Source organism: Escherichia sp. TW09308, assembly GCF_000208565.1.
Classification (GTDB): domain Bacteria; phylum Pseudomonadota; class Gammaproteobacteria; order Enterobacterales; family Enterobacteriaceae; genus Escherichia; species Escherichia marmotae.
Genome location: NZ_AEME01000001.1, coordinates 2,867,326 through 2,894,283, shown reverse-complemented (window position 1 = coordinate 2,894,283; position 26,958 = coordinate 2,867,326). Strand labels below are relative to the sequence as shown.

At 51.1% G+C, this 26,958-nt stretch carries 27 protein-coding genes; 20 read left to right on the top strand and 7 right to left on the bottom strand.

The window, feature by feature from the left end:
• The first annotated feature begins 156 nt into the window (after positions 1 to 156).
• From yghX to hybG, 10 genes are all read left to right on the top strand, one after another.
• Positions 157 to 1,044, top strand: coding sequence for a YghX family hydrolase (gene yghX / locus ESM_RS0113765; RefSeq protein WP_010378800.1), 888 nt, complete (start codon positions 157 to 159; stop codon positions 1,042 to 1,044).
• Between the two features lie 119 nt (positions 1,045 to 1,163).
• Entirely contained in the window at positions 1,164 to 1,451 is a 288-nt protein-coding gene (gene yghW, locus ESM_RS0113760) for a DUF2623 family protein YghW (protein ID WP_001059136.1), read from the top strand.
• Positions 1,452 to 1,640: 189 nt separating this feature from the next.
• Complete coding sequence (gene hybO, locus ESM_RS0113755) at positions 1,641 to 2,759, top strand: hydrogenase 2 small subunit (RefSeq protein ID WP_000145417.1); 1,119 nt, start codon at positions 1,641 to 1,643, stop codon at positions 2,757 to 2,759.
• 2 nt (positions 2,760 to 2,761) lie between these two features.
• Positions 2,762 to 3,748 (top strand): hydrogenase 2 operon protein HybA, encoded by a 987-nt coding sequence (gene hybA, locus ESM_RS0113750; RefSeq protein WP_001081870.1) that lies wholly within the window; start codon positions 2,762 to 2,764, stop codon positions 3,746 to 3,748.
• Entirely contained in the window at positions 3,738 to 4,916 is a 1,179-nt protein-coding gene (hybB, locus tag ESM_RS0113745) for a Ni/Fe-hydrogenase cytochrome b subunit (RefSeq protein WP_000017694.1), read from the top strand. Before hybA ends, hybB begins: the two co-directional genes overlap by 11 nt.
• The gene (gene hybC, locus ESM_RS0113740; protein WP_000083056.1) at positions 4,913 to 6,616 is read left to right on the top strand and encodes a hydrogenase 2 large subunit; all 1,704 of its coding nucleotides are present in this window, start codon (positions 4,913 to 4,915) and stop codon (positions 6,614 to 6,616) included. The genes hybB and hybC overlap by 4 nt, the downstream gene beginning before the upstream one ends.
• Positions 6,616 to 7,110: a HyaD/HybD family hydrogenase maturation endopeptidase gene (locus tag ESM_RS0113735; RefSeq protein ID WP_001221943.1), complete on the top strand. Its 495-nt coding sequence runs from the start codon at positions 6,616 to 6,618 to the stop codon at positions 7,108 to 7,110. Before hybC ends, ESM_RS0113735 begins: the two co-directional genes overlap by 1 nt.
• The gene (gene hybE / locus ESM_RS0113730; RefSeq protein ID WP_000134011.1) at positions 7,103 to 7,591 is read left to right on the top strand and encodes a hydrogenase-2 assembly chaperone; all 489 of its coding nucleotides are present in this window, start codon (positions 7,103 to 7,105) and stop codon (positions 7,589 to 7,591) included. Before ESM_RS0113735 ends, hybE begins: the two co-directional genes overlap by 8 nt.
• Positions 7,584 to 7,925 carry a hydrogenase maturation nickel metallochaperone HypA gene (hypA, locus tag ESM_RS0113725; RefSeq protein ID WP_000544957.1) on the top strand — a complete coding sequence of 114 codons (342 nt, stop codon included), beginning with the start codon at positions 7,584 to 7,586 and terminating at the stop codon, positions 7,923 to 7,925. Before hybE ends, hypA begins: the two co-directional genes overlap by 8 nt.
• 12 nt (positions 7,926 to 7,937) lie before the next feature.
• Positions 7,938 to 8,186, top strand: a complete 249-nt coding sequence (gene hybG, locus ESM_RS0113720; protein ID WP_000334894.1) for a hydrogenase maturation factor HybG — start codon at positions 7,938 to 7,940, stop codon at positions 8,184 to 8,186.
• Positions 8,187 to 8,367: 181 nt separating this feature from the next.
• Here hybG and yghU read toward each other — a convergent pair whose 3' ends face one another.
• Complete coding sequence (gene yghU / locus ESM_RS0113715) at positions 8,368 to 9,234, bottom strand: glutathione-dependent disulfide-bond oxidoreductase (RefSeq protein ID WP_000131797.1); 867 nt, start codon at positions 9,232 to 9,234, stop codon at positions 8,368 to 8,370.
• Positions 9,235 to 9,438: 204 nt separating this feature from the next.
• On the opposite strand from yghU, the gene gss reads away from it, so the two are divergent.
• On the top strand, positions 9,439 to 11,298 hold the full coding sequence (gene gss / locus ESM_RS0113710; RefSeq protein ID WP_001517098.1) for a bifunctional glutathionylspermidine amidase/synthase: 1,860 nt from the start codon (positions 9,439 to 9,441) through the stop codon (positions 11,296 to 11,298).
• Between the two features lie 301 nt (positions 11,299 to 11,599).
• Positions 11,600 to 13,099, top strand: a complete 1,500-nt coding sequence (pitB, locus tag ESM_RS0113705) for an inorganic phosphate transporter PitB (protein WP_000933317.1) — start codon at positions 11,600 to 11,602, stop codon at positions 13,097 to 13,099.
• Positions 13,100 to 13,147: 48 nt separating this feature from the next.
• Here the strand turns inward: pitB and ESM_RS0113700 are convergent, their stop codons facing one another.
• Complete coding sequence (locus tag ESM_RS0113700; protein ID WP_001190811.1) at positions 13,148 to 13,840, bottom strand: dTMP kinase; 693 nt, start codon at positions 13,838 to 13,840, stop codon at positions 13,148 to 13,150.
• A gap of 173 nt (positions 13,841 to 14,013) precedes the next feature.
• On the opposite strand from ESM_RS0113700, the gene ESM_RS0113695 reads away from it, so the two are divergent.
• From ESM_RS0113695 to lptG, 7 genes are read left to right on the top strand one after another with little or no spacing between them, the layout of a single operon-like run.
• Positions 14,014 to 14,727: a dTMP kinase gene (locus ESM_RS0113695; RefSeq protein WP_001076225.1), complete on the top strand. Its 714-nt coding sequence runs from the start codon at positions 14,014 to 14,016 to the stop codon at positions 14,725 to 14,727.
• 31 nt (positions 14,728 to 14,758) lie between these two features.
• Entirely contained in the window at positions 14,759 to 15,517 is a 759-nt protein-coding gene (locus ESM_RS0113690) for a hypothetical protein (RefSeq protein WP_000339328.1), read from the top strand.
• Positions 15,518 to 15,562: 45 nt separating this feature from the next.
• Positions 15,563 to 16,912, top strand: a complete 1,350-nt coding sequence (locus ESM_RS0113685; RefSeq protein ID WP_000896902.1) for a lipopolysaccharide biosynthesis protein — start codon at positions 15,563 to 15,565, stop codon at positions 16,910 to 16,912.
• Positions 16,912 to 17,736, top strand: a complete 825-nt coding sequence (locus ESM_RS0113680) for a hypothetical protein (protein WP_000985002.1) — start codon at positions 16,912 to 16,914, stop codon at positions 17,734 to 17,736. The genes ESM_RS0113685 and ESM_RS0113680 overlap by 1 nt, the downstream gene beginning before the upstream one ends.
• An 11-nt stretch (positions 17,737 to 17,747) precedes the next feature.
• Positions 17,748 to 18,305, top strand: coding sequence for a YtfJ family protein (locus tag ESM_RS0113675; protein ID WP_000952663.1), 558 nt, complete (start codon positions 17,748 to 17,750; stop codon positions 18,303 to 18,305).
• A gap of 30 nt (positions 18,306 to 18,335) precedes the next feature.
• Complete coding sequence (gene lptF / locus ESM_RS0113670; protein ID WP_000779618.1) at positions 18,336 to 19,406, top strand: LPS export ABC transporter permease LptF; 1,071 nt, start codon at positions 18,336 to 18,338, stop codon at positions 19,404 to 19,406.
• Positions 19,403 to 20,482 (top strand): LPS export ABC transporter permease LptG, encoded by a 1,080-nt coding sequence (gene lptG / locus ESM_RS0113665; protein WP_010378780.1) that lies wholly within the window; start codon positions 19,403 to 19,405, stop codon positions 20,480 to 20,482. The genes lptF and lptG overlap by 4 nt, the downstream gene beginning before the upstream one ends.
• Positions 20,483 to 20,516: 34 nt before the next feature.
• Here the strand turns inward: lptG and spt are convergent, their stop codons facing one another.
• From spt to ESM_RS0113645, 4 genes are read right to left on the bottom strand one after another with little or no spacing between them, the layout of a single operon-like run.
• Positions 20,517 to 21,689 (bottom strand): serine palmitoyltransferase, encoded by a 1,173-nt coding sequence (gene spt, locus ESM_RS0113660; RefSeq protein ID WP_000524948.1) that lies wholly within the window; start codon positions 21,687 to 21,689, stop codon positions 20,517 to 20,519.
• Positions 21,689 to 21,937, bottom strand: coding sequence for an acyl carrier protein (locus ESM_RS0113655; protein WP_000248105.1), 249 nt, complete (start codon positions 21,935 to 21,937; stop codon positions 21,689 to 21,691). Before ESM_RS0113655 ends, spt begins: the two co-directional genes overlap by 1 nt.
• Before the next feature lie 31 nt (positions 21,938 to 21,968).
• On the bottom strand, positions 21,969 to 22,883 hold the full coding sequence (locus ESM_RS0113650) for an NAD-dependent epimerase/dehydratase family protein (protein WP_001077188.1): 915 nt from the start codon (positions 22,881 to 22,883) through the stop codon (positions 21,969 to 21,971).
• Positions 22,880 to 24,601: a fatty acyl-AMP ligase gene (locus tag ESM_RS0113645; RefSeq protein WP_024257686.1), complete on the bottom strand. Its 1,722-nt coding sequence runs from the start codon at positions 24,599 to 24,601 to the stop codon at positions 22,880 to 22,882. Before ESM_RS0113645 ends, ESM_RS0113650 begins: the two co-directional genes overlap by 4 nt.
• 371 nt (positions 24,602 to 24,972) lie before the next feature.
• Here ESM_RS0113645 and yghO point away from each other — a divergent pair, with 371 nt between their 5' ends.
• Positions 24,973 to 26,115, top strand: a complete 1,143-nt coding sequence (gene yghO / locus ESM_RS0113640; protein WP_010378769.1) for a protein YghO — start codon at positions 24,973 to 24,975, stop codon at positions 26,113 to 26,115.
• Positions 26,116 to 26,121: 6 nt separating this feature from the next.
• On the opposite strand, the gene glcC is transcribed toward yghO, so the two are convergent.
• Positions 26,122 to 26,886, bottom strand: a complete 765-nt coding sequence (gene glcC, locus ESM_RS0113635; protein WP_010378766.1) for a transcriptional regulator GlcC — start codon at positions 26,884 to 26,886, stop codon at positions 26,122 to 26,124.
• Positions 26,887 to 26,958: the final 72 nt, after the last annotated feature.

Genomic DNA, 26,958 nt, shown 5'->3' with positions numbered 1-26,958 from the left:
GACATCTCCTTTCCACTGTTCAATTTCGAAACGATGTTTCTAGTCTAGCGATTTGCCAGGGGAGATCCCGTAGCATCGCTCACAGTGTGACGAAAAACTGGGCAAAAACACGTGCTTATGCTTTGCTTAAAAAAACACCAGTTGAGGAGTGAGACGATGCCGCGTCTGACCGCTAAAGATTTCCCACAAGAGTTGCTGGACTACTACGACTATTACGCTCACGGGAAAATATCGAAACGTGAGTTCCTCAATATTGCGGCGAAGTATGCAGTGGGCGGGATGACGGCATTAGCATTGTTTGATTTGCTCAGGCCAAATTACGCATGGGCGACCCAGGTGGAGTTTACCGATCCGGATATTGTTGCGGAGTACATCACGTATCCTTCGCCAAATGGTCATGGTGAGGTGCGCGGCTATCTGGTGAAACCTGCGAAGATGAACAGCAAAACGCCAGCCGTAGTGGTGGTGCATGAGAATCGCGGGCTGAATCCGTATATCGAAGATGTGGCGCGGCGAGTGGCGAAGGCAGGATATATTGCCCTCGCTCCTGACGGTTTAAGTTCCGTTGGCGGCTATCCCGGGAACGATGACAAAGGCCGCGAGCTGCAACAGCAGGTCGATCCAACCAAACTGATGAATGACTTCTTTGCCGCGATTGAGTTTATGCAACGCTATCCGCAAGCCACTGGCAAGGTAGGTATAACCGGATTTTGCTATGGCGGTGGGGTATCGAACGCGGCAGCGGTGGCATATCCGGAACTGGCCTGCGCGGTGCCGTTTTATGGTCGCCAGGCTCTGGCCGCCGATGTGGCGAAAATTGAAGCGCCTTTACTGCTCCACTACGCCGAACTGGACACGCGAATTAACGAAGGCTGGCCCGCTTATGAGGCAGCGTTGAAAGCGAATAATAAGGTCTATGAGGCGTATATTTATCCGGGGGTTAATCACGGATTCCATAATGATTCCACTCCCCGTTATGACAAATCTGCCGCCGATCTTGCCTGGCAAAGAACGCTGAAATGGTTCGACAAATATCTCTCTTGATGCGTTTATCTCTTACTGGATAACGTCTTTCACATACAGGAAAAAATAGCGTGCGTAAAAGTCGTACTTTGCCTAAAATATCGCTATATAGATTCATATATGGCGATTGGAGATAAATTATGAATAACCATTTTGGTAAAGGCTTAATGGCGGGATTAAAAGCAACACATGCCGACAGTGCGGTTAATGTGACGAAATTCTGCGCCGATTATAAACGCGGTTTTGTATTAGGCTACTCGCACCGGATGTATGAAAAGACCGGCGATCGTCAGCTTAGCGCCTGGGAAGCAGGCATTCTGACGCGGCGTTATGGGCTGGATAAAGAGATGGTAATGGATTTCTTTCGTGAGAATAATTCCTGTTCTACTTTGCGCTTTTTTATGGCTGGTTATCGCCTCGAAAATTGATCAAACATACGTATTATCTTGCTTTAATTAATTACACTAATGCTCCTTCCCCTTCGTTTTAGCGCCCCGCCGCAGTATCATTACAATGATAACCATAATAAATGTGTGGTAAATGGCGCATCGATCGCATTATCGATTTTGCGGTTGAGGCAAAATATATGCCAGGTCTTCGCAACGGAATAACTATAAATGACTGGAGATAACACCCTCATCCATTCTCACGGCATTAATCGCCGTGATTTCATGAAGCTTTGTGCAGCATTAGCCGCCACCATGGGGTTGAGTAGCAAAGCCGCCGCAGAGATGGCCGAATCGGTCACTAACCCGCAGCGCCCGCCGGTTATCTGGATTGGCGCGCAGGAATGTACTGGTTGTACGGAATCTCTGCTTCGTGCAACGCATCCAACGGTAGAAAACCTCGTGCTGGAGACTATCTCTCTGGAATATCACGAAGTGCTCTCCGCCGCTTTCGGCCATCAGGTTGAAGAGAACAAACATAACGCGCTCGAGAAATACAAAGGGCAGTATGTGTTGGTTGTGGATGGTTCCATCCCATTAAAAGATAACGGTATTTACTGCATGGTCGCCGGTGAGCCGATTGTGGATCACATCCGCAAAGCGGCAGAAGGTGCTGCCGCAATTATCGCTATCGGTTCCTGTTCCGCGTGGGGCGGTGTCGCCGCTGCTGGGGTTAACCCAACCGGTGCGGTCAGCCTGCAAGAAGTTCTGCCGGGCAAAACCGTTATCAACATTCCAGGCTGCCCGCCGAACCCGCACAACTTCCTTGCGACCGTTGCGCACATCATCACTTACGGTAAACCGCCGAAGCTGGATAACAAAAACCGTCCGACCTTCGCCTATGGGCGTCTGATTCACGAACATTGCGAACGTCGCCCGCACTTCGATGCTGGTCGTTTCGCCAAAGAGTTTGGTGATGATGGCCATCGCGAAGGCTGGTGCCTGTACCACCTCGGCTGTAAAGGACCGGAAACTTACGGTAACTGCTCCACACTGCAATTCTGCGACGTTGGCGGTGTATGGCCGGTGGCGATTGGTCACCCGTGCTACGGCTGTAACGAAGAAGGTATCGGCTTCCATAAAGGCATCCATCAGCTTGCCAACGTCGAAAACCAGACGCCGCGTTCACAGAAACCGGACGTTAACGCTAAAGAGGGCGGCAACGTTTCTGCGGGCGCTATCGGTTTGCTTGGCGGTGTGGTTGGGCTGGTTGCCGGTGTCAGCGTGATGGCGGTGCGTGAACTGGGTCGTCAGCAAAAGAAAGATAACGCTGACTCACGGGGAGAATAACCGTGAACAGACGTAATTTTATTAAAGCAGCCTCCTGCGGGGCATTGCTGACGGGCGCATTGCCGTCTGTCAGCCATGCGGCTGCTGAAAACCGCCCGCCAATTCCGGGATCGCTGGGAATGTTGTATGACTCGACCTTGTGCGTAGGCTGCCAGGCTTGTGTGACTAAGTGTCAGGATATCAACTTCCCGGAACGTAACCCGCAAGGGGAACAGACGTGGTCGAACAACGACAAACTGTCGCCGTACACCAATAACATCATCCAGGTGTGGACCAGCGGCACTGGCGTCAACAAAGACCAGGAAGAGAATGGCTATGCGTACATTAAGAAACAGTGTATGCACTGCGTCGATCCGAACTGTGTCTCCGTGTGCCCGGTTTCTGCGCTGAAAAAAGATCCGAAAACCGGCATTGTCCATTACGACAAAGACGTGTGCACCGGCTGCCGTTACTGCATGGTCGCCTGCCCGTACAATGTGCCGAAGTACGACTACAACAACCCGTTTGGTGCGCTGCATAAGTGTGAGCTGTGTAACCAGAAAGGTGTGGAGCGTCTCGATAAAGGCGGTCTACCTGGCTGCGTAGAAGTGTGTCCGGCGGGCGCGGTGATTTTTGGTACGCGTGAAGAGCTGATGGCTGAGGCGAAAAAACGCCTGGCGCTGAAGCCTGGCAGCGAATACCACTATCCGCGTCAGACGTTGAAATCTGGCGACACTTACCTGCACACAGTGCCGAAATATTATCCGCATCTGTACGGCGAGAAAGAGGGCGGCGGTACTCAGGTTCTGGTACTGACGGGGGTTCCTTATGAAAATCTCGACTTGCCGAAGCTGGACGATCTTTCTACCGGCGCGCGTTCCGAAAATATTCAACACACCCTGTATAAAGGCATGATGCTACCACTGGCTGTGCTGGCGGGCTTAACCGTGCTGGTTCGTCGCAACACCAAAAACGACCATCACGACGGAGGAGACGATCATGAGTCATGATCCACAACCGCTGGGCGGCAAAATCATCAGTAAACCGGTCATGATTTTTGGACCGTTAATCGTCATTTGTATGCTCCTGATTGTGAAGCGTCTGGTGTTCGGTCTGGGCTCTGTCTCCGACCTGAATGGCGGTTTCCCGTGGGGCGTGTGGATTGCGTTTGACCTGCTGATCGGCACCGGTTTCGCCTGTGGCGGCTGGGCGCTGGCGTGGGCGGTATACGTCTTTAACCGTGGACAATACCATCCGCTGGTGCGTCCGGCGCTGTTGGCAAGTTTGTTCGGTTACTCACTGGGTGGCTTGTCGATTACCATCGACGTCGGTCGTTACTGGAACCTGCCGTACTTCTACATTCCGGGTCACTTCAACGTGAACTCGGTACTGTTCGAGACGGCGGTTTGTATGACCATCTACATCGGTGTGATGGCTCTGGAGTTTGCTCCTGCATTGTTTGAACGTCTGGGCTGGAAGGTATCGCTCAAGCGTTTGAACAAGGTGATGTTCTTTATCATCGCGCTTGGCGCGCTGCTGCCGACTATGCACCAGTCTTCCATGGGATCACTGATGATCTCGGCGGGCTACAAAGTGCATCCGCTGTGGCAGAGCTATGAAATGTTGCCGCTGTTCTCGCTGCTGACGGCGTTCATCATGGGCTTCTCGATAGTCATCTTTGAAGGTTCGTTGGTGCAGGCGGGTCTGCGTGGCAACGGGCCGGATGAGAAGAGCCTGTTCGTCAAGTTGACCAACACCATCAGCGTGCTGCTGGCGATTTTCATCGTGCTGCGCTTTGGCGAGTTAATCTATCGCGACAAGCTGTCGTTAGCGTTTGCCGGTGACTTCTACTCCGTCATGTTCTGGATTGAAGTCCTGCTGATGCTCTTCCCGCTGGTCGTTCTGCGTGTGGCGAAGCTGCGTAATGATTCACGTATGCTGTTCCTGTCGGCACTGAGCGCACTGTTAGGTTGTGCAACCTGGCGTCTGACCTATTCGCTGGTGGCATTCAACCCGGGCGGCGGTTACGCCTACTTCCCGACGTGGGAAGAACTGTTGATTTCTATTGGTTTTGTGGCTATTGAGATTTGCGCTTACATCGTACTCATTCGTCTACTGCCGATACTTCCTCCTTTAAAACAAAACGATCATAATCGTCATGAGGCGAGCAAAGCATGAGCCAGAGAATTACTATTGATCCGGTAACCCGTATTGAAGGGCATTTACGCATCGATTGCGAAATCGAAAATGGCGTCGTTTCGAAAGCATGGGCTTCCGGAACCATGTGGCGCGGCATGGAAGAGATCGTGAAAAACCGCGATCCGCGCGATGCCTGGATGATTGTGCAACGTATCTGTGGCGTATGTACCACCACTCACGCGCTCTCTTCTGTTCGTGCGGCAGAGAGTGCGCTGAACATTGACGTTCCGGTTAACGCGCAATACATCCGTAACATTATTCTGGCTGCGCATACCACGCATGACCATATCGTCCATTTCTATCAGCTTTCGGCGCTGGACTGGGTGGACATCACTTCTGCACTGCAAGCTGATCCGACTAAAGCTTCTGAAATGTTGAAAGGTGTTTCGACCTGGCACCTGAACAGCCCGGAAGAGTTCACCAAAGTTCAGAACAAGATCAAAGATCTGGTTGCCAGCGGTCAGTTGGGTATTTTCGCCAATGGCTACTGGGGACATCCGGCAATGAAACTGCCGCCGGAAGTGAACCTGATTGCGGTAGCTCACTACTTACAGGCGCTGGAGTGCCAGCGTGACGCAAACCGAGTGGTGGCGCTGCTGGGCGGTAAAACGCCGCACATTCAGAACCTGGCGGTAGGTGGGGTCGCTAACCCGATCAACCTCGACGGTCTGGGCGTACTGAACCTTGAGCGCCTGATGTACATCAAGTCCTTCATCGACAAGCTGAGCGACTTTGTTGAGCAGGTTTATAAGGTTGATACTGCCGTTATCGCGGCGTTTTATCCGGAATGGCTGGAGCGCGGTAAAGGTGCGGTGAACTACCTGAGTGTGCCGGAATTCCCGACCGACAGCAAAAACGGTAGCTTCCTGTTCCCTGGCGGATATATCGAAAACGCGGATTTGTCCTCGTATCGTCCGATTACTTCCCATTCCGATGAATACCTGATCAAAGGGATTCAGGAAAGCGCGAAACACTCCTGGTATAAAGACGAAGCACCGCAGGCACCGTGGGAAGGCACAACCATTCCGGCTTACGACGGTTGGTCTGACGACGGTAAATACTCCTGGGTGAAATCACCGACTTTCTACGGCAAAACGGTAGAAGTGGGGCCGCTGGCGAACATGCTGGTGAAACTGGCGGCAGGACGCGAGTCTACCCAGAACAAACTGAATGAAATCGTTGCGATTTATCAGAAACTGACGGGCAACACGCTGGAAGTGGCGCAACTGCACTCCACGCTGGGGCGTATTATTGGTCGTACCGTTCACTGCTGCGAATTGCAGGATATCCTGCAAAATCAATACAGTGCACTGATCACTAATATCGGCAAAGGCGACCACACCACGTTCGTGAAGCCGAACATTCCGGCAACGGGCGAGTTCAAAGGCGTTGGCTTCCTTGAAGCGCCGCGCGGTATGCTCTCCCATTGGATGGTGATTAAAGACGGTATCATCAGCAACTACCAGGCGGTCGTTCCATCCACCTGGAACTCTGGCCCGCGTAACTTCAATGATGACGTCGGTCCGTATGAACAGTCGCTGGTGGGTACACCGATTGCCGATCCGAATAAACCGCTGGAAGTGGTGCGTACCATTCACTCCTTCGACCCGTGCATGGCCTGTGCGGTTCACGTAGTGGATGCCGACGGCAACGAAGTGGTTTCAGTGAAGGTTCTGTAATGCGTATTTTAGTCTTAGGGGTCGGCAATATTTTGCTGACCGATGAAGCCATCGGCGTGCGGATTGTTGAAGCGTTAGAGCAACGATACATTCTGCCGGATTATGTTGAGATCCTCGATGGCGGCACGGCGGGAATGGAACTGCTTGGCGACATGGCAAATCGCGATCATCTGATCATTGCCGATGCCATTGTGTCGAAAAAGAACGCGCCGGGAACGATGATGATCCTGCGGGACGAAGAAGTTCCGGCGTTGTTTACCAACAAAATCTCTCCGCATCAGCTTGGCCTGGCCGACGTATTGTCGGCCCTGCGCTTCACCGGCGAGTTTCCGAAAAAGCTGACTCTGGTCGGCGTGATCCCGGAATCGCTGGAGCCACACATCGGTTTAACGCCGACGGTCGAAGCAATGATTGAACCTGCGCTTGAGCGGGTTCTGGCTGCGCTGCGCGAATCAGGCGTGGAAGCCATCCCGCGGGAGGCAGCACATGACTGAGGAGATTGCTGGTTTCCAGACCTCCCCAAAGGCGCAAGTACAGGCAGCGTTTGAAGAAATTGCCCGGCGTTCGATGCACGACCTCTCGTTTCTGCATCCTTCCATGCCGGTGTATGTTTCCGATTTTACGCTGTTCGAAGGTCAGTGGACGGGGTGTGTGATCACCCCGTGGATGCTGAGTGCAGTGATCTTCCCCGGCCCGGATCAACTCTGGCCGCTGCGCAAAGTGAGTGAGAAGATCGGTCTGCAACTGCCTTATGGCACTATGACCTTTACCGTTGGCGAACTGGACGGTGTTTCGCAATACCTCTCTTGCTCGCTGATGTCGCCGCTTTCGCACAGCATGTCGATTGAAGAGGGCAAACGCCTGACGGATGACTGCGCGCGAATGATCCTTTCGCTGCCAGTCACGAATCCGGATGTGCCACACGCAGGGCGTCGCGCCCTGCTGTTTGGCCGCAGGAGTGATGAAAATGCATGAGTTGTCGCTTTGCCAGAGCGCCGTTGAAATTATCCAACGGCAGGCGGAGCAGCACGATGTTAAGCGCGTCACCGCCGTGTGGCTGGAAATTGGCGCGCTCTCCTGCGTTGAGGAGAGCGCGGTTCGTTTTAGTTTTGAAATTGTCTGCCAGGGAACGGTGGCGCAAGGGTGCGATTTACATATCGTCTATAAACCCGCCCAGGCCTGGTGCTGGGATTGCAGCCAGGTAGTGGAGATTCATCAGCACGATGCGCAGTGTCCGCTCTGTCATGGCGAGCGGTTGCGTGTCGATACCGGCGATTCGCTGATCGTCAAAAGTATTGAAGTTGAATAACCGGAGTTAACAATGTGTATTGGCGTTCCTGGCCAGGTGCTGGCCGTCGGTGAAGATATTCACCAACTTGCGCAGGTCGAAGTTTGTGGTATCAAGCGCGACGTGAATATCGCCCTGATTTGCGAAGGCAATCCGGCTGATTTGCTGGGTCAGTGGGTGCTGGTGCACGTCGGGTTTGCCATGAGCATCATCGATGAAGATGAAGCCAAAGCCACATTAGACGCGCTGCGCAATATGGATTACGACATTACCAGCGCGTGATAATTAAAGTCGGATGCTTTCGTAGGCCTGATAAGACGCGCGAGCGTCGCATCAGGCATTGTGCCTGATTGCCTGATTGCCTGATTGCCTGATTGCCTGATTGCCTGATTGCCGGATGCGGCGTGAACGCCTTATCCGGCCTACATCGGTCTGGAGGGCTTGCTGCGACGAACGCTAACCATTACCCCTGACGCTTATCTTCTGTATTTGTCTCGAAATCACTGGCGTCATGGCGCTCATGCAACTGCTCATTCAGCGGTCCGTTGGTGCGGTTAACAATACGCCCACGCTTCACCGCCGGACGTTCACCCACTTCTTTCGCCCAGCGTTGCACGTGTTTATAACTACCCGCATCAAGAAACTCTGCGGCATCATACACGCCGCCTAACACCACGTTGCCAAACCACGGCCAGATTGCCATATCAGCAATGGTGTACTCATCGCCCGCCACAAACTTATGCTGCGCCAGTTGCTTATCCAGCACGTCGAGCAGACGCTTGGCTTCCATAGTAAAGCGGTTAATGGCGTACTCAATTTTCACCGGCGCGTAATGGTAAAAGTGACCAAAACCACCACCGAGGAACGGCGCAGCACCCTGTAACCAGAACAGCCAGTTCAACGTTTCAGTGCGCTTCGCCAGATCCTGCGGCAGGAAGTAGCCAAATTTCTCCGCCAGATAAAGCAGAATCGAACCTGACTCAAACACGCGGATCGGCGGATTATGCGTATGATCGCGCAGTGCCGGGATTTTCGAGTTCGGGTTCACTTCGACAAAAGCGCTGGAGAATTGATCGCCATCGCCAATGCGAATCAGCCAGGCATCGTACTCTGCGCCGGTGACGCCCAGCGCCAGCAGCTCTTCGAGCATAATCGTTACTTTCTGACCGTTTGGCGTACCCAGCGAATAAAGTTGCAACGGGTGCTTGCCAACAGGCAGCGTTTTTTCATGCGTCGGACCAGAAACCGGGCGATTGATATTGGCGAACGCGCCGCCAGCAGATTTATCCCACGTCCAGACTTTCGCGGGCTGATAAGTATTGTCTGTCATACTGAATTGCCTTCTGAGTGGTAGTGTTGAAGCAGTGTAGCAGCTCGCTTGCTGTACAGATTGTGAATTTTTTAACCCTTTGCACCAGCCGCTGCGTTGAGGTGTATGATAAGTCAGACCTCTGTCCGGTTAATGTCGCTGAGCAGGTAATCAGAGCACAACAATTACGCCAACTGCTTAGGTTGTATTGTTAAAGGTAAAGTGATGAGCAAAGGAACGACCAGCCAGGATGCCCCGTTCGGGACATTATTGGGCTACGCCCCCGGTGGTGTAGCAATCTACTCTTCAGATTACAGTTCTCTCGATCCGCAGGAATACGAAGATGACGCCGTATTCCGTAGCTATATCGACGATGAATATATGGGCCACAAATGGCAATGTGTTGAATTTGCTCGCCGTTTTCTCTTTTTGAATTACGGTGTGGTCTTCACCGATGTGGGCATGGCGTGGGAGATTTTCTCATTGCGCTTCCTGCGTGAAGTGGTTAACGACAACATCCTGCCATTGCAGGCATTTCCTAACGGCTCGCCGCGTGCGCCGGTCGCAGGAGCGCTTCTTATTTGGGATAAGGGCGGTGAATTTAAAGACACCGGCCATGTCGCCATCATTACCCAATTACGCGGCAATAAAGTCCGTATTGCGGAACAGAACGTGATTCATTCTCCATTGCCGCAAGGGCAACAGTGGACGCGTGAGCTGGAAATGGTGGTCGAAAACGGCTGCTATACCCTGAAAGACACCTTCGATGACACCACCATCCTGGGCTGGATGATCCAGACAGAAGATACCGAACACAGTTTACCGCAGCCGGAAATTGCAGGTGATTTGTTGAAAATCAGCGGGGCGCGGCTGGAAAACAAAGGCCAGTTTGACGGCAAATGGCTGGATGAAAAAGATCCGCTACAAAACGCCTACGTGCAGGCGAACGGTCAAGTGATCAATCAGGATCCGTATCATTATTACACCATTACCGAGAGTGCCGAGCAGGAGCTGATTAAAGCCACCAACGAACTGCACCTGATGTATCTCCACGCCACCGACAAGGTGCTGAAAGATGACAATCTGCTGGCGCTGTTCGACATTCCGAAAATCCTCTGGCCGCGTTTGCGTCTCTCCTGGCAGCGTCGCCGTCACCATATGATCACCGGTCGTATGGATTTCTGCATGGATGAGCGTGGCCTGAAAGTCTACGAATACAACGCCGATTCTGCCTCCTGTCATACTGAAGCGGGCTTGATCCTCGAACGTTGGGCGGAGCAAGGCTATAAAGGCAACGGCTTCAATCCGGCTGAAGGGCTGATTAACGAACTGGCTGGTGCCTGGAAACACAGTCGTGCACGTCCGTTTGTCCATATCATGCAGGACAAAGATATCGAGGAGAACTATCACGCGCAGTTTATGGAGCAGGCGCTGCAACAGGCGGGCTTTGAAACGCGTATCTTGCGCGGGTTAGACGAGCTGCGCTGGGATGCTGCCGGGCAACTGATTGATGGGGAAGGGCGACTGGTTAACTGCGTGTGGAAAACCTGGGCATGGGAAACCGCGTTTGATCAGATTCGCGAAGTCAGCGACCGTGAGTTTGCTGCGGTGCCGATCCGTACCGGCCATCCGCAAAATGAAGTGCGCCTGATAGACGTTCTGCTGCGTCCGGAAGTACTGGTCTTTGAGCCGCTGTGGACGGTGATCCCTGGCAACAAAGCGATTCTGCCGATCCTCTGGTCGTTGTTCCCGCACCATCGCTACCTGCTGGATACCGATTTCACCGTTAATGATGAGCTGGTGAAAACCGGTTACGCCGTGAAGCCGATTGCCGGTCGCTGTGGCAGCAATATCGACCTCGTCAGCCATCATGAAGAGGTGTTGGACAAAACCAGCGGTAAATTTGCCGAGCAGAAAAACATTTACCAGCAGTTGTGGTGTCTGCCAAAAGTGGACGGTAAATACATTCAGGTATGTACCTTTACTGTTGGCGGTAACTACGGTGGGACTTGCTTGCGCGGAGATGAATCACTGGTCATCAAGAAAGAGAGTGATATTGAACCGTTAATTGTGGTGAAAGAGTAATAAACTTTGCCATAAACCGCACTGATTATGGAAATAACCAGTGCGGAAAATTGTTTGTGTAATAATCAAAACATTTATCGGGTGGATTTATTTAGATTAATAAATTCATAATATAAATATATTAGGGGTTGAAATTCTTTGTCATGAATTCTTTCCGTGATTTCTGAATGGTGACTTATTCCCTGATCCTAAAGAAATAACATTGTTTTTATCACTAAAAAGCGATATTTCACTTTGCCCATGCCATTAAAGTCACTGATAATGCGTTCGTTCGTAAATTCAAAATGGCGTAATCTAATATATGCTAAATTTATTTGTTGGCCTTGATGTATATACGGGGCTTTTGTTATTACTTGCTCTGGCGTTTGTGTTGTTCTATGAAGCAATTAATGGTTTTCATGACACAGCGAATGCGGTCGCAACCGTTATTTATACCCGTGCCATGCAGCCACAACTTGCTGTGGTGATGGCAGCATTTTTTAACTTTTTTGGTGTATTGCTTGGCGGACTTAGCGTCGCCTATGCCATCGTCCATATGTTGCCAACCGATTTGTTGCTGAATATGGGGTCAACTCATGGTCTGGCGATGGTCTTTTCCATGCTGCTGGCGGCGATTATCTGGAATCTGGGAACATGGTTCTTTGGTTTACCGGCCTCCAGTTCGCACACCTTGATTGGCGCTATTATCGGCATTGGTTTAACCAACGCGCTGTTAACCGGCTCATCGGTGATGGATGCGTTAAACCTGCGTGAAGTGACCAAGATTTTCTCCTCGCTGATTGTCTCCCCTATCGTCGGTCTTGTCATTGCGGGAGGGTTGATTTTCCTGCTGCGCCGTTTCTGGAGCGGAACGAAAAAGCGTGACCGTATTCACCGCATTCCTGAAGATCGCAAAAAGAAAAAAGGTAAACGTAAGCCGCCATTCTGGACGCGCATTGCACTGATTGTTTCCGCTGCGGGCGTAGCGTTTTCGCACGGCGCGAACGACGGACAGAAAGGGATCGGCCTGGTGATGCTGGTTCTGGTGGGGATTGCGCCCGCCGGGTTTGTCGTCAATATGAATGCTTCCGGCTATGAAATTACCCGTACTCGCGATGCAGTGACCAACTTCGAACACTATCTGCAACAGCATCCGGAACTGCCGCAGAAATTGATTGCGATGGAACCCCCGTTGCCTGCGGCATCAACTGAAGGCACGCAAGCGACGGAGTTCCACTGTCATCCAGCAAATACTTTTGATGCGATTGCTCGTGTCAAAACGATGCTGCCGGGCAATATGGAAAGCTACGAGCCGTTAAACGTAAGTCAACGCAGTCAGTTGCGGCGCATTATGCTTTGCATCTCTGATACTTCCGCGAAACTGGCGAAACTGCCAGGCGTTAGCAAAGAAGACCAGAACCTGCTGAAAAAACTGCGCAGCGATATGTTAAGCACCATTGAGTACGCTCCGGTGTGGATTATCATGGCGGTAGCACTGGCGCTCGGTATCGGCACCATGATTGGCTGGCGTCGTGTGGCGATGACCATCGGTGAGAAAATTGGTAAGCGTGGCATGACGTATGCGCAAGGCATGGCGGCGCAAATGACGGCGGCAGTGTCTATCGGTCTTGCCAGTTACATCGGTATGCCTGTTTCCACAACGCACGTACTCTCTTCTGCGGTGGCGGGGACGATGGTAGTGGATGGCGGTGGGTTACAGCGTAAAACGGTAACCAGTATCCTGATGGCATGGGTGTTTACCTTACCGGCGGCAATTTTTCTGTCTGGTAGTCTGTACTGGATAGCATTGCAGCTTATTTAACCTTCCTGATAATGCCCGCTCCCTGCGATCGGGCATTATCACTTCTGACTAGTGATAACCTCGTGCCGTCATAAAATCCCTAATCGCTTTTTCCGCATCAATCAGCACCTGCTCCAGCGGCTGATTGGCATCGATATCAACCAGTTGTGCACCGCCAAAGGTTAACTGCGGCGTTATGACTATCTTCCTTTCCAGCGATTCCCTTTTGTGGTCGGGTTTACGCGCGCAGGCAACGTCCAGATCGACATTGAGTTTGATGACCAGATCAGGCTTATGGCTCGCCATCCAGTGAAACGCCTTACGTTCCTGACTTGCCAGCCATGAGACAAAACGACCGCCTTCAACGTTAGGCGGGAATACCGTACCATCGTAAGCGCCAGGAATTTGGTCTTGCGGATAACGGTCGGTTAAAACAATTAACCCGCGACGACGACAGGCAAGCATATGGCGAAAGCGTAGTAAGCGACGGGCGACAAATGCTGTAATTACCAGCGCCGGAACGGGACCCGGTAATTTTTTCGCCGTTTTCACTTTATTGCGTTCAATAGATTTATTAAGTGATTTCCCCATTAAGGGCAATTTGACTACTGCTCGCCCCACATTCCCTGCTTGTTTCCCGAGATGAACTCTTTCTGCGGCACCATATTTTTCGACAACGGTAATGAGATGTTCACACACCGTTGACTTGCCTGAACCATCACTGCCGATAACGGCAATTAACGGAGAGGTTATTGATTGCATGAATATATCCTTAAATTTAAATATCCACCCAAAATATTTATTTGGTTAATATGTTTTTATGAAAGCGTAATTCAGGGTAATACCACAATTAACCATTGTCACAATAAGGTTGAACGGATATTCTGAGCACGGACCACGTAATATTCAATACATTATTTGCTGCCGGGTTTTTCGTGAATCAACGTAATATGTCAATAATTAATTCCACGCCAGTGCGCGTTATTGCCATTGTGGGATGTGATGGTTCGGGTAAATCGACCCTCACGGCAAGCCTGGTGAATGAACTGGCAGCAAAAATGCCAACAGAACACATTTATCTCGGGCAATCGTCCGGGCGAATTGGTGAGTGGATTTCACAGCTCCCCATTATTGGTACACCTTTTGGCCGTTATTTGCGAGGCAAAGCGGCACATGTGCATGAAAAGCCTTCAACGCCGCCCGGTAATATTACCGCGCTGGTTATTTATTTGCTTTCTTGCTGGCGGGCGTACAAGTTTCGCAAAATGTTGCGCAAAAGCCAGCAAGGCTATCTGCTCATTACAGATCGCTACCCGCAGGTTGAAGTGCCGGGTTTTCGCTTTGATGGCCCGCAACTGGCAAAAACTACTGGCGGTAACGGCTGGATAAAAATGTTAAGGCAGCGCGAACTGAAACTATACCAGTGGATGGCGTCTTATTTACCTGTGTTATTGATTCGTCTTGCTATTGATGAACAGACGGCGTTTTCGCGTAAGCCCGACCATCAACTGGCGGCGTTACAGGAAAAAATCGCCGTCACGCCACAACTGACGTTCAATGGCGCAAAGATCCTTGAACTGGATGGGCGGCAACCCGCCGATGAAGTCCTGCAAGTGTCACTACGCTCAATTCACGCCGCGCTTTCCTGATCACCAAAATGGATAAGGGATAATTTAACGAATGGATGCACTACACACGCAAACTGCTAATAGTACAACTGCGCCGCAGCCCAACTACATTCCAGGGCTGATTGCGGTGGTCGGGTGTGATGGCACGGGGAAATCCACGCTGACCACCGATCTGGTGAAATCACTGCAACAGCACTGGCAAACCGAGCGCCGCTATCTGGGGCTGCTCTCGGGCGAAGACGGCGACAAAATTAAACGCTTACCGTTTGTTGGTGTCTGGCTGGAGCGGAGACTGGCGGCAAAATCCTCCAAAACCCAAAGTATGAAAACCCAATCTCCGGCGCTTTGGGCGGCGGCGATTATGTACGGCTTTTCGCTGCGAAGAATGGCAAATCTGCGCAAAGTTCAGCGACTGGCGCAAAGTGGTGTTCTGGTGGTCAGCGATCGCTTTCCGCAGGCTGAAATTTCCGGTTTCTATTATGACGGTCCTGGGATTGGCGTCGAACGTGCGGCCGGGAAAATCAACATGTTCCTGGCGCAGCGTGAGCGGCAGTTATACCAACAAATGGCGCAATACCGCCCGGAATTAATCATTCGTCTGGGTATTGATATTGATACTGCTATCTCCCGCAAGCCTGACCATGACTATGCCGAGTTGCAGGACAAAATCGGTGTCATGTCGAAGATTGGCTATAACGGCACAAAAATTCTTGAGATTGATTCCAGAGCGCCCTACAGCGAAGTGCTGGAACAGGCACAGAAAGCGGTTTCTCTGGTTGCCATCGTTTCTGACCGCCGACGTTTAACTTAAGGCTGGCGGGCTGTTTTTCATTTTCAACGATAAGGTCTGGCTGAATTGGCGGGTTTTAACATCAAACATTGGTTTGCAGATGGCGCATTTCGCACCATTATTCGCAATAGCGCCTGGTTAGGCTCCAGCAATGTCGTGAGCGCTTTGCTGGGTTTACTGGCGCTTTCATGCGCAGGGAAAGGGATGACGCCAGCCATGTTTGGCGTACTGGTGATTGTGCAATCGTATGCCAAGTCGATCAGTGATTTTATTAAGTTTCAGACATGGCAGTTGGTAGTGCAGTATGGCACGCCAGCCTTAACCAATAATAATCCCCAACAATTTCGCAATGTTGTCTCTTTTTCCTTTTCGCTGGATATCGTCAGTGGTGCGGTGGCGATTGTCGGCGGCATTGCCTTGCTGCCATTTCTTTCTCACTCGTTAGGTCTGGATGAGCAAAGTTTTTGGCTGGCGGCGCTCTATTGCACGCTTATCCCCTCAATGGCTTCCTCCACGCCGACCGGCATTTTGCGCGCAGTGGATCGCTTCGACTTAATCGCGGTGCAGCAGGCGACGAAACCTTTTCTGCGTGCGGCGGGAAGCGTCATTGCCTGGTATTTTGACTTTGGTTTTGCGGGCTTCGTGATCGCCTGGTACGCCTCGAATCTGGTTGGTGGCACGATGTACTGGTGGTTTGCTGCGCGTGAACTGCGTCGTAGAAATATCCATAACGCCTTCAAATTAAATCTGTTTGAGTCTGCCAGACACATTAAAGGCGCGTGGAGTTTTGTCTGGTCAACCAACATTGCTCACTCCATCTGGTCGGCGCGTAACTCGTGCAGCACGGTGCTGGTGGGGATCGTGTTAGGGCCAGCGGCCGCCGGATTATTTAAAATCGCTATGACATTCTTTGACGCTGCCGGAACGCCCGCCAGTTTGCTGGGTAAGAGCTTTTACCCTGAAGTGATGCGTTTAGATCCTCGAACCACCAGACCGTGGTTGTTAGGCGTGAAGTCCGGCTTGCTGGCGGGCGGGATCGGCATTCTGGTTGCGCTTGCGGTGTTGATCGTTGGTAAACCACTTATTTCGCTGGTATTTGGCGTTAAATATCTCGAAGCATATGACCTGATTCAGGTCATGTTGGGCGCGATTGTTATTTCGATGCTGGGTTTCCCGCAGGAATCATTGCTGCTGATGGCGGGGAAACAACGCGCTTTTCTCGTGGCGCAAACCATCGCTTCAATCGGCTACATCGTGTTGCTGTTCATGTTCTGCCATCTGTTTGGCGTGCTGGGAGCGGCGTTTGCCTATTTCGGCGGTCAATGTCTGGATGTGGCGCTCTCATTAATTCCGACCTTAAAGGCGTTTTTTCAGCGCCATTCATTGCGTTATAACGCAGCCGGAGAGAAATCCTGATGATGAGAAAATATTTCCCGCTTGAGGCGAGCGAGCGTTTATTTGTTGCGGTTGAGGAAGATGATGTTATTGATGAGTGGGTCAGTTTACCATCGACAATTGCTTTGCGTTGTACTGCTGAAATCATTCAGGATAACTATGCGTTATGTCTGCAATTCTGGCTGAATGGTGTTAATCGTCAGGAGTTACTGCATTTAATCCGCAAACAAGCCAAAGGCGATGAGCTGACGACAGACGAGCGCAAACAGTTTAAATACATGCGAGCGCGCTACAAGCATCTACGTTTTGCCCAACGGTTGTATTTAAAAAAACACCGGGCGGGATTCTTATTCGGCAAAACGACGGTTTTTCTTGGGCGTTTTCAGGACGGTTTTCGTAACGGTAAGAAAAATATCGTGTCGTATTACGGAAACTTGTTACGTATTTATTTAAGCCCTCTTGTATGGTGGCTGGTGAGTTATTTATTACGCCATAGCCAGTTAGAAAGCGTGAACGGCTTTATCGCTTATCGCCAGAAGCAAATGCACATTCTGAAGGAGATTGTTGCCAAACCACAGCTTACAGGCAGGGAATTTCATGATGTGCGAAAAATCATCAGCCAGCAGGTTTCTTATTACGACACGTTAAGATCGCTTGATCCTGAAAATAAAGAGGCGTTGCAGATTTCCCGCTTTCTCGCAGCCATTAATGGCCTGATGGGAGATAAGCACGACGACATGGTGGCGGACGATATGGAAAATCGCCAGTCGTATGATGCACCAGTGGCACTCGATAGCGATATTCGTCAGCGTTTAGAACTGCTGATTTCGCGTTTTCCGCTATAACCGGGGTAATGATGTTATCTCGTTTGATTGTCGCACTGATTATCATGCTCTTATTACCTGGTGCGCAGGCACACAATTTCGTCACAGGAAAACCGGTTCCCCCTGTTTATATCCAGGAAGGCGGTGAGTTGCTGCTTAATAACGAAGAGATTCACTACCAAAAGTGGAATAGCACGCAACTGGCGGGAAAAGTTCGTATTATCCAGTATATTGCCGGGCGAAAGTCGGCAAAGAAAAAGAACTCATTGCTAATCAAAGCAGTAGAAATAGCAAATTTCCCTCAGGATCGTTTTCAGCCCACCACCATAGTGAACACCGATGATGCCATCTTTGGCACCGGTTATTTCGTGGCAGGTAAAATTGAAAAAAATAAACGCCGCTATCCGTGGGCGCAATTTGTTATTGACGCCAATGGTCTGGGACGTCTTGCCTGGCAACTGCCGGAGCAGAGTTCAACCATTCTGGTGCTGAATAAATACGGGCAAATCCAGTGGGCAAAGGACGGTAGCCTGGTGCCGGAAGAAGTAGATCATGTTATTGCGTTGGCACATAAGCTGATCAATGAATAAAAAATTCAAAGGATTGAGGGCGTTAGTGAGATGAAGTTGGTTGAGCACTACATCATGCGTGGTACGCGCCGTCTGGTGCTGATTATCATCGGTTTTCTGATCTTTATTTTTGCCAGCTACTCCGCACAGCGTTATCTGACCGAAGCGGCAAATGGAACCTTAGCGCTTGATGTTGTACTGGATATCGTTTTCTACAAGGTGCTGATTGCACTGGAGATGTTATTACCGGTTGGCCTGTATGTGTCGGTTGGCGTGACGCTTGGGCAGATGTATACCGATTCAGAAATTACCGCTATCTCTGCGGCGGGAGGCAGTCCGGCGCGTTTGTACAAAGCCGTTCTTTACCTGGCGATACCGCTAAGTATTTTTGTCACTCTGTTGTCGATGTATGGCAGGCCGTGGGCTTATGCGCAGATTTATCAACTGGAGCAACAGTCGCAGTCGGAGCTGGATGTTCGCCAGTTGCGGGCAAAGAAATTTAACACTAACGATAACGGACGAATGATCCTCTCTCAGACGGTTGATCAAGATAATAACCGCCTGACCGATGCGCTGATTTATACTTCTACCGCCAATCGAACACGTATTTTCCGCGCCCGTTCGGTCGATGTGGTCGACCCATCACCCGAGAAACCTACCGTTATGTTGCATAACGGAACTGCCTATCTTCTCGATCATCAGGGCCGTGATGACAACGAACAGCTTTACCGTAATCTGCAATTACATCTGAATCCGCTGGATCAAAGCCCTAACGTCAAACGCAAAGCGAAATCGGTCACGGAACTGGCACACTCTGTCTTTCCTGCCGATCATGCCGAGCTGCAATGGCGACAAAGCCGTGGCCTGACGGCGTTGTTGATGGCACTGCTGGCTATTTCTTTAAGCCGGGTAAAACCGCGGCAGGGGCGATTTTCTACGTTACTGCCACTGACATTACTGTTTATTGCCATTTTTTATGGCGGCGACGTCTGCCGCACCCTGGTGGCTAACGGCGCGATTCCCCTCATTCCTGGTTTGTGGTTAGTGCCCGGACTCATGCTAATAGGTCTGTTGATGCTGGTTGCTCGCGACTTCTCTTTGCTGCAGAAATTTTCCCGATGAATGTTTTCAGTCGCTATTTAATCCGCCATCTCTTCCTCGGTTTTGCTGCCGCGGCCGGGCTACTGTTGCCGCTTTTTACCACCTTCAACCTGATTAACGAACTGGATGATGTCAGCCCTGGTGGTTATCGCTGGACTCAGGCGGTGCTGGTGGTACTGATGACCTTACCGCGCACACTGGTCGAGCTTGCACCATTTATCGCGTTATTGGGTGGGATTGTCGGCCTGGGACAACTATCGAAAAACAGCGAACTTACCGCCATTCGTAGCACGGGTTTTTCTATTTTCCGTATTGCACTGGTGGCGCTGGTCGCCGGAATACTGTGGACTTTTTCGTTAGGCGCGATTGATGAGTGGGTTGCGTCGCCATTGCAGCAACAGGCACTGCAAATCAAATCTACCGCGGTAGCGTTGGGAGATGAGGATGATATTACCGGCAATATGCTGTGGGCCAGGCGCGGCAATGAATTTGTGACGGTGAAATCGCTGAACGAACTGGGTCAGCCTGTGGGCGTGGAGATATTTCATTACCGCGACGATCTCTCGCTCGAATCCTACATTTACGCACGCAGTGCCACCATTGAAAACGACAAAACGTGGATCCTGCACGGCGTGAATCACAAAAAATGGCTTAACGGTAAAGAAACGCAGGAAGCATTAGCCAATCTTGCCTGGCAATCGGCATTCACCAGTATGAATCTCGAAGAGTTATCGATGCCGGGGAATACTTTTTCTGTCCGTCAACTCAACCATTACATCCATTATTTGCAGGAAACCGGACAACCGGGCAGCGAATACCGCCTTGCACTGTGGGAAAAGCTGGGGCAACCCATCTTAACTCTGGCGATGATTTTACTGGCTGTGCCCTTTACCTTTAGCACTCCGCGCTCGCCGGGGATGGGCAGCCGTCTTGCTGTAGGCGTCATCGTTGGCTTGCTTACCTGGATCAGCTATCAAATCATGGTCAATCTGGGATTGCTATTTGCGTTGAGCGCGCCCGTTACCGCGCTCGGTTTACCGGTAGCGTTTGTGTTGGTAGCGTTGATTCTGGTGTATTGGTATGACAGGCAACATTAATCCAGCCGTGGCGTAACACCACGGCGGGCCAATATTACGACTTCAGGGTAGCAAATGCCTGAATGATGGTATCGATTTGCTCGCGGCTGTGAGCGGCGTTAACGCTACAGCGCAGCAGCGTAATACCCGCAGGTGCGGCAGGCGGCAGGATAAGATTCACATAAACGCCCAGCGAGATAAGCTCGCGCCAGATACGTAACCCTTCCTCTTTCGAACCGATTATCACCGGCACTACCGGGCTGATATGCGAGCTTAACTCATAACCCAACTTTTGTAGCCCGTCATACAGATGGTTGGCGTTATCCATCAGCTTTTGCCGCAGCTCTGGTTGTGTGGCAATGGTTTTTAACGACGAGCGCACGGTCGCAATGCAGGAAGGGGAAGGAGAGGCGGTAAAAATATACGGGCGGCTGCCGTAGCGCAGCACTTCCATCGCTTCCGAACCCACGGCAAAACCGCCAATGGAGGCCAGGCTTTTACTGAAGGTGCCGACGATAATATCCACATCGTCTTCAACGCCAACGGCTTCAACCAGTCCGCGGCCCGTTGCGCCTAATACGCCAAACGAATGCGCTTCATCGACAATCAAATAACCACCGAGGCGACGTTTGATATCAACGATTTCTGCCAGCGGTGCCACATCACCGAGCATACTGTAGATGCCCTCAACGATGATAATCGCCTCTTTTGCCCGTTCACCGAGGCGAACCATGCGACGCTCCAGATCGTTGGCGTCGTTATGGCGGAAACGAATAATTTCCGCACCGCCGAGAGAACAGGCGTCATAAATACTGGCGTGGCTGTCGGCATCGAGTAACACCACGGCGTTATGGTCGGCAAGTGCGCTGATGACACCTAAATTCGCGGTATAACCGGTTGAAAAAACGATAGCGGTAGGGCGATTGAAGAACTCTGCAATTTCTTTCTCTAATGCCAGATGCGGCGCATAACTGCCATTAGCCATACGAGAACCGGTGGTGCCGGTGCCTTGGGTCGCTAACGCCGCCTGACCTTCCGCAATGGCATCATGATTGAAGGTTAATCCGAGATAATTATTGGTCCCGGCCAGAATCACTTTTTTATTGCCGATACGGCCTTCGGTGGCGGAATACACTTCATCAATACAGGTGCCAAACGGCGTTAAACCGTTATCACTAAATTGCAGCCGCTCACCAGCAAGGCGCGCATATTTATCATAAAGCCCCATTATTTATTCTCCAGCCATGGAAGTAGAGTTTCCATTAATTGCGCAGGGGTTTTGACATCCAGCAGAATATTAATAGGAATGGAAATATCGAATCTGTCTTCCAGCATCATTAAGAGATCCATCACTTTGATCGACTCCAGGCCGAGATCGTTGACGAGATCGCTGTCGGGCTTAATTTCCACACCGTTTTCGACCAACTCCTGTAAACAGGAAAGGATGTAATCCATTACTATTTCACGATTTACCATAGAAACGTTAACACACCTTTAAACAAGACAATCAAAATAGCCCGTTGCGTAATGCGTGTTCCAGGCTAACCCCGGGAAACCAATTAATATCTTCAGAAATACATTTATTACTTGCCGACCAGTCGGCATGGGTTAATTCACGGATTTTCGAGCGGGTCAGCATGGGTTCTTTACCTGCGAGGCGACTCAACGCGGTACTGATATCCGCAAGGCAGGTGAGTAACGGCAGAGGAATACCGACCATCCGCACAGAACCACAACGGGCTACAGCGGCAAGCTGTTGGACACGTCGCCAGTCATAACCTCCGGCGATGCCATCGCATAATTCATACGTTTGCGTCTGTACGGAATCGGCGCTTAACCACTGACCCACAGCCTGGGCGAAATCGGTGACGTGCAGAAAAGAGAGCTGCGTATCTGGTGCGCCAGTACGTGGCAGAAGTCCGCGCAGCATCCAGTCAAACAGCGGTTTTAGCTCTTTATCGCCGGGGCCATACACTGCAGTTGGACGAAAAACGCCCAGCGTGATTTCGCCAGCCATTGCTGCCAGTCGTTGTTCGGCTACGAATTTAGATTTTGCATACCAGGAGAGTTCGGGATGACGCGCCGCCAGTGAAGAGATAAACAGGAAACGTTGGCAGCAGCCGCTCTCTTTTGCCGCCTGCATCAGGCGCAGGCTGCCGTCGACGTTACAACGGGTAAAGATATCTTCTTTGTGTCCGCGCACTTGCCCGGCGCAATGGACCACCGCGCTGGCGCTGGCAACCAGTTCGCTAAGCGAATGCGTATCTTCCAGCGAACCGCGCACCCAGATGAGATTATCGCTAACGTGAGCGCGGGTAGTACGCGTCAAAGCGCGAACGTGAAAGCCGCGGGCGAGCAGGTTATCGATAATATATTTCCCGATAAACCCGGTAGCGCCCGTCACCGCGACAGTTTGATTCATACGAGAGATCCCTGAACATGAGGATTAGCGGCAACGGCCTTCTGATAACGTTTTTTCGCTTCTGCGCGGGCGGGCTTGCCGGAAGAGGTGCGGGGAATACTGTGGGGCGGTAACAGGTCGATAGCCGCAGTTACGCCAAATTCGCTTTGTATCCGCGCCGCCAGCGTGTGGATAAGCTGCGTGCGGCGCTTTTCGTCGCTGATCCGGCACTGGATCTGCAAAATAATATTTTCCTGGGCGGTAACGAAAGCAATGGCATCGCCAGAGTGAATTTCCGGTTCCTGTTCCGCAATATATTCAATATCCTGCGGCCAGATATTGCGGCCACGAATAATAATCAGATCTTTAATGCGCCCGGTGACATACAGATAACCGTCCAGCAGATAACCGAGATCGCCAGTATCTAACCAACCCGTCGCGGCAATCTCGTTTTGTGAAGCCATGTCGCCAAAGTAGCCACTCATCAGGCTGGGGCCAGAGATGCAAATATGGCCCACCACACGTTCCGCTACCGGTATCCCCGCTTCATTACGGATTTCAATGCCATGTTCCGGCAACGCTTTACCGCAGTTGACGAAAGTTGATATGGCACGTGTCTCAACACCCGGCGTAACGGCTTTCCCCTGATATTCGAGGATGTCGCGATCCACGTCGTTAACCACAACCCCAGAGGCTTCATCGGAAAAGCTGACAGCCAGCGCGTTCTCTGCCAGTCCGTAGCACGGCATAAACGTTTTATCGTCAAAGTTAACTGGACGGAAACATTCAGCAAATTGATGGAGTTGTTCGGCGGAGATAGGCTCTGCGCCAATACCGGCGACGCGCCAGCAGGAGAGATCCAGTTCAGCGAGATCTCTTTCATTCACGCGGCGCTGGCACAATTCATAGCCAAATGGTGGCGCAACGGAGACGGTGCCGCGATTTTTGCTGATCAATTTAAGCCATTGCAGTGGGCGCATGGCAAAATCCTGGGTGCGCAAATAATCCACCGAAAGCTGCGTGGCGACAGGTGTCAGAAGAAAACCGACCAGCCCCATATCATGGTAGAAAGGTAGCCAGGAGACACAGCGATCGCCTGGGCGTAATTTAATGCCATCGTGGCTGATGGCACGTAGATTGGCCATCACTTCGCGATGAGTGATGATGACGCCACGGGGAAAACGGGTGCTGCCGGAGGTGTACTGCAGATAGGCGATATCGTCTGGCACTGGCAACGGGAGCGTAACATCGGCTTCTGGCAAGGTTTTAAACCAGGCGTGGCTCAAAACATGTAACTCGGGTTTGCCCTGCGTCGCGGCATTGACCAGCGGCAACCACTCATCACCAGTGATAATCGCCGCAGGCTGGCAGCTTGCCAGCAACCCTTGCAGTTTTGTGCTCCATGAATCCCGCTGACCGACGCCCATCGGAATCGCCAGTGGGACAGCGACTAATCCGGCATACTGGCAGGCAAAAAACGCTTCGACAAACCCGCTACTGGTTTCCGCAATCAGCGCCACGCGATCGCCTTTTTTCAGGTTTAGCGATAACAGTCGCCTGGCTCCTGTTTCCGCACGTGCTTTTAAAGTGTGATATTCCAGTTCATCTTCAAGCTGGCTACGCCTGTCATAAAAATTCATTCCGGCGTTACCCAGAGCGGCATAGTCCAAAGCATCAACCAGCGTTGGAAAATCGGCATAGCGCATAGGCAGGGAATGCGTAAAGATTTTATTGGACATATACACCACAAGAAAATTGGATATCAAAAATAAAATGACAATAATGCGGTGGATTATATATGCATAAAAGATAAATGAGATAGTATTTTCATTGGTGCGATATTGAACATTGATTAAAATAATAAGTTCTGTTTTTTTGTTTCTTATTGTGAATGATATTTAATTTATGAATGTATTAAGTAATGCCTTGTCTGGTCGCATTAAGTCTATAAAAGGCATTATTAACCGTCTTACGCAGGCTCTGGTTTTACCGTAATTATTAATAAATATTATTTTATCTTCGTTTGTATTCATTGGGTGGATTATGAAGGTGCCGTTCGTTGCAGTTGCAGCCTGTTTTTCACCGTTAATTATTTGTTATCCACGTAAATATGGAATGCGATCTGCTGATGATTAAAATTGAAAAAGTAATAAATAAAAATGACTTAAAGGCATTTATCGCTTTTCCGTCGTCACTTTATTCCAATGATTCAAACTGGATCCCCCCTTTATGCATTGAACGCAGTGAGCATCTGTCACAAAAGAATCCGGGAACGGACCATATTATCTGGCAGGCGTGGGTGGCAAAAAAAGAGGGGCAGATAGTCGGGCGCATTACGGCGCAAATCGATACCTTGCACCGCGAGCGATACGGCGAAGATACGGGGCATTTTGGCATGATTGACGCCATTGATGATCCACAGGTATTTGCGGTCTTATTTGACGCAGCGGAAGGGTGGCTGAAGTCACAAGGGGCACGCAACATCACTGGCCCCTTCAGCCTGAATATCAATCAGGAGAGTGGGTTACTGATTGAAGGGTTTGATACGCCGCCCTGCGCGATGATGCCGCACGGCAAACCGTGGTATGCCGCGCATCTCGAGCAATTGGGCTATCAGAAAGGCATTGATTTACTGGCGTGGTGGATGCAGCGAACCGATCTCACTTTCTCTCCGGCGCTAAAAAAACTGATGGATCAGGTACGCAAAAAGGTGACCATTCGCTGCATCAATCGCCAGCGGTTTGCTGAAGAGATGCAGATCCTGCGTGAGATTTTCAACTCTGGCTGGCAGCACAACTGGGGCTTTGTGCCGTTTACCGAACGCGAATTTGCCATCATGGGCGATCAGCTTAAATACCTGGTGCCGGACGATATGATCTACATTGCTGAGATAGACTCTGCACCCTGCGCGTTTGTTGTCGGCTTACCGAACATCAACGAGGCGATTGCTGATCTGAATGGATCGCTCTTTCCCCTCGGCTGGGCAAAATTGCTGTGGCGCTTAAAAGTCAGTGGTATGCGCACTGCGCGAGTGCCGCTAATGGGTGTGCGCGACGAATATCAGTTTAGTCGTATCGGACCGGTAATCGCGCTGTTGCTGATTGAAGCATTACGCGATCCCTTTACCCGCAGGAAGATCGACGCGCTGGAGATGTCATGGATCCTCGAAACCAATACGGGCATGAATAACATGCTGGAACGTATTGGCGCACAGCCATATAAGCGTTACCGCTTGTATGAAAAGCAGATTTAACGCCCGCTAACTCTGGCTCATCTCCAGCGGCACCGCCGAGCGAATCAAGTGGTGACCTTCCAGTTCGATATTGTGGAGATTCTTTTTCACGGTCATCACATGATCGCGGGCCGCGCGCTGGGCCACATGCGGCAGTCGTTGCAAAACCGCGTTATAGATCCGCGCATGTTGGCGATTGATCTGCTTTTTTTGCTGGGGGCGATGGTAGAGATTATTCACGCTGGCAAACACCGAATTAAACATCAGATCGGTCAATGATTGCAGAGTGAAAACCAGCACCTGATTGTGGGAAGCCTGACAAATAGCGAGATGGAAAGCGTGATCCAACTGCGCATGTTCGATCAGTGAAATCTCTTTGTTGTTCTCACTGGCGGCGAGCATTTTTTCATAACAGCGAGTTATCAATACAAAATCAGCCTGGGTTCCCAGCGTTGCCGCCAACCTTGCTGATTCGCCTTCCAGTAATGCCCGGACGTCGAGCAGATCATACAGTGTTCGCGGCTGCGTGCTGAACAGATGGATCAGCGGACTGGTGTCCTGTACCCGATTAAGTCGCGCGACCCGAGAATCGCGCCCCTGCGCCGTTTCAATAATCCCGCGCCCGCGCAGCACCGTCAGCCCTTCACGCAGTGCGGAACGCGAGAAGCCGAGCTTTTCGCACAGTCGACGTTCCGAGGGAAGCGGCTGCCCGACCTTCAACACACCGTCGATAATTAACCGTTCGATACTCTCTGCAACCACTTCGCAAATAGGGCGACGTTCATCTTTCATTCCCGGACCTCGTGCACAGGTAGGACCAATTTTTCTGTTCTTAATTCGCGAAACACGCACATCATGCAAGTG

Excerpts from the sequence above, each read along its gene's own strand:
- yghU (WP_000131797.1), bottom strand. The coding sequence starts at position 9,234 with ATGACAGACAATACTTATCAGCCCGCGAAAGTCTGGACGTGGGATAAA.
- yghX (WP_010378800.1), top strand. The coding sequence starts at position 157 with ATGCCGCGTCTGACCGCTAAAGATTTCCCACAAGAGTTGCTGGACTAC.
- lptF (WP_000779618.1), top strand. The coding sequence starts at position 18,336 with ATGAAGTTGGTTGAGCACTACATCATGCGTGGTACGCGCCGTCTGGTG.
- hybB (WP_000017694.1), top strand. The coding sequence starts at position 3,738 with ATGAGTCATGATCCACAACCGCTGGGCGGCAAAATCATCAGTAAACCG.
- ESM_RS0113700 (WP_001190811.1), bottom strand. The coding sequence starts at position 13,840 with ATGCAATCAATAACCTCTCCGTTAATTGCCGTTATCGGCAGTGATGGT.
- yghO (WP_010378769.1), top strand. The coding sequence starts at position 24,973 with ATGGAATGCGATCTGCTGATGATTAAAATTGAAAAAGTAATAAATAAA.
- ESM_RS0113650 (WP_001077188.1), bottom strand. The coding sequence starts at position 22,883 with ATGAATCAAACTGTCGCGGTGACGGGCGCTACCGGGTTTATCGGGAAA.
- ESM_RS0113690 (WP_000339328.1), top strand. The coding sequence starts at position 14,759 with ATGGATGCACTACACACGCAAACTGCTAATAGTACAACTGCGCCGCAG.
- hybO (WP_000145417.1), top strand. The coding sequence starts at position 1,641 with ATGACTGGAGATAACACCCTCATCCATTCTCACGGCATTAATCGCCGT.
- hybG (WP_000334894.1), top strand. The coding sequence starts at position 7,938 with ATGTGTATTGGCGTTCCTGGCCAGGTGCTGGCCGTCGGTGAAGATATT.
- yghW (WP_001059136.1), top strand. The coding sequence starts at position 1,164 with ATGAATAACCATTTTGGTAAAGGCTTAATGGCGGGATTAAAAGCAACA.
- hypA (WP_000544957.1), top strand. The coding sequence starts at position 7,584 with ATGCATGAGTTGTCGCTTTGCCAGAGCGCCGTTGAAATTATCCAACGG.
- gss (WP_001517098.1), top strand. The coding sequence starts at position 9,439 with ATGAGCAAAGGAACGACCAGCCAGGATGCCCCGTTCGGGACATTATTG.
- hybE (WP_000134011.1), top strand. The coding sequence starts at position 7,103 with ATGACTGAGGAGATTGCTGGTTTCCAGACCTCCCCAAAGGCGCAAGTA.
- glcC (WP_010378766.1), bottom strand. The coding sequence starts at position 26,886 with ATGAAAGATGAACGTCGCCCTATTTGCGAAGTGGTTGCAGAGAGTATC.
- hybC (WP_000083056.1), top strand. The coding sequence starts at position 4,913 with ATGAGCCAGAGAATTACTATTGATCCGGTAACCCGTATTGAAGGGCAT.
- ESM_RS0113675 (WP_000952663.1), top strand. The coding sequence starts at position 17,748 with ATGTTATCTCGTTTGATTGTCGCACTGATTATCATGCTCTTATTACCT.
- ESM_RS0113655 (WP_000248105.1), bottom strand. The coding sequence starts at position 21,937 with ATGGTAAATCGTGAAATAGTAATGGATTACATCCTTTCCTGTTTACAG.
- pitB (WP_000933317.1), top strand. The coding sequence starts at position 11,600 with ATGCTAAATTTATTTGTTGGCCTTGATGTATATACGGGGCTTTTGTTA.
- ESM_RS0113645 (WP_024257686.1), bottom strand. The coding sequence starts at position 24,601 with ATGTCCAATAAAATCTTTACGCATTCCCTGCCTATGCGCTATGCCGAT.
- lptG (WP_010378780.1), top strand. The coding sequence starts at position 19,403 with ATGAATGTTTTCAGTCGCTATTTAATCCGCCATCTCTTCCTCGGTTTT.
- ESM_RS0113680 (WP_000985002.1), top strand. The coding sequence starts at position 16,912 with ATGATGAGAAAATATTTCCCGCTTGAGGCGAGCGAGCGTTTATTTGTT.
- ESM_RS0113735 (WP_001221943.1), top strand. The coding sequence starts at position 6,616 with ATGCGTATTTTAGTCTTAGGGGTCGGCAATATTTTGCTGACCGATGAA.
- spt (WP_000524948.1), bottom strand. The coding sequence starts at position 21,689 with ATGGGGCTTTATGATAAATATGCGCGCCTTGCTGGTGAGCGGCTGCAA.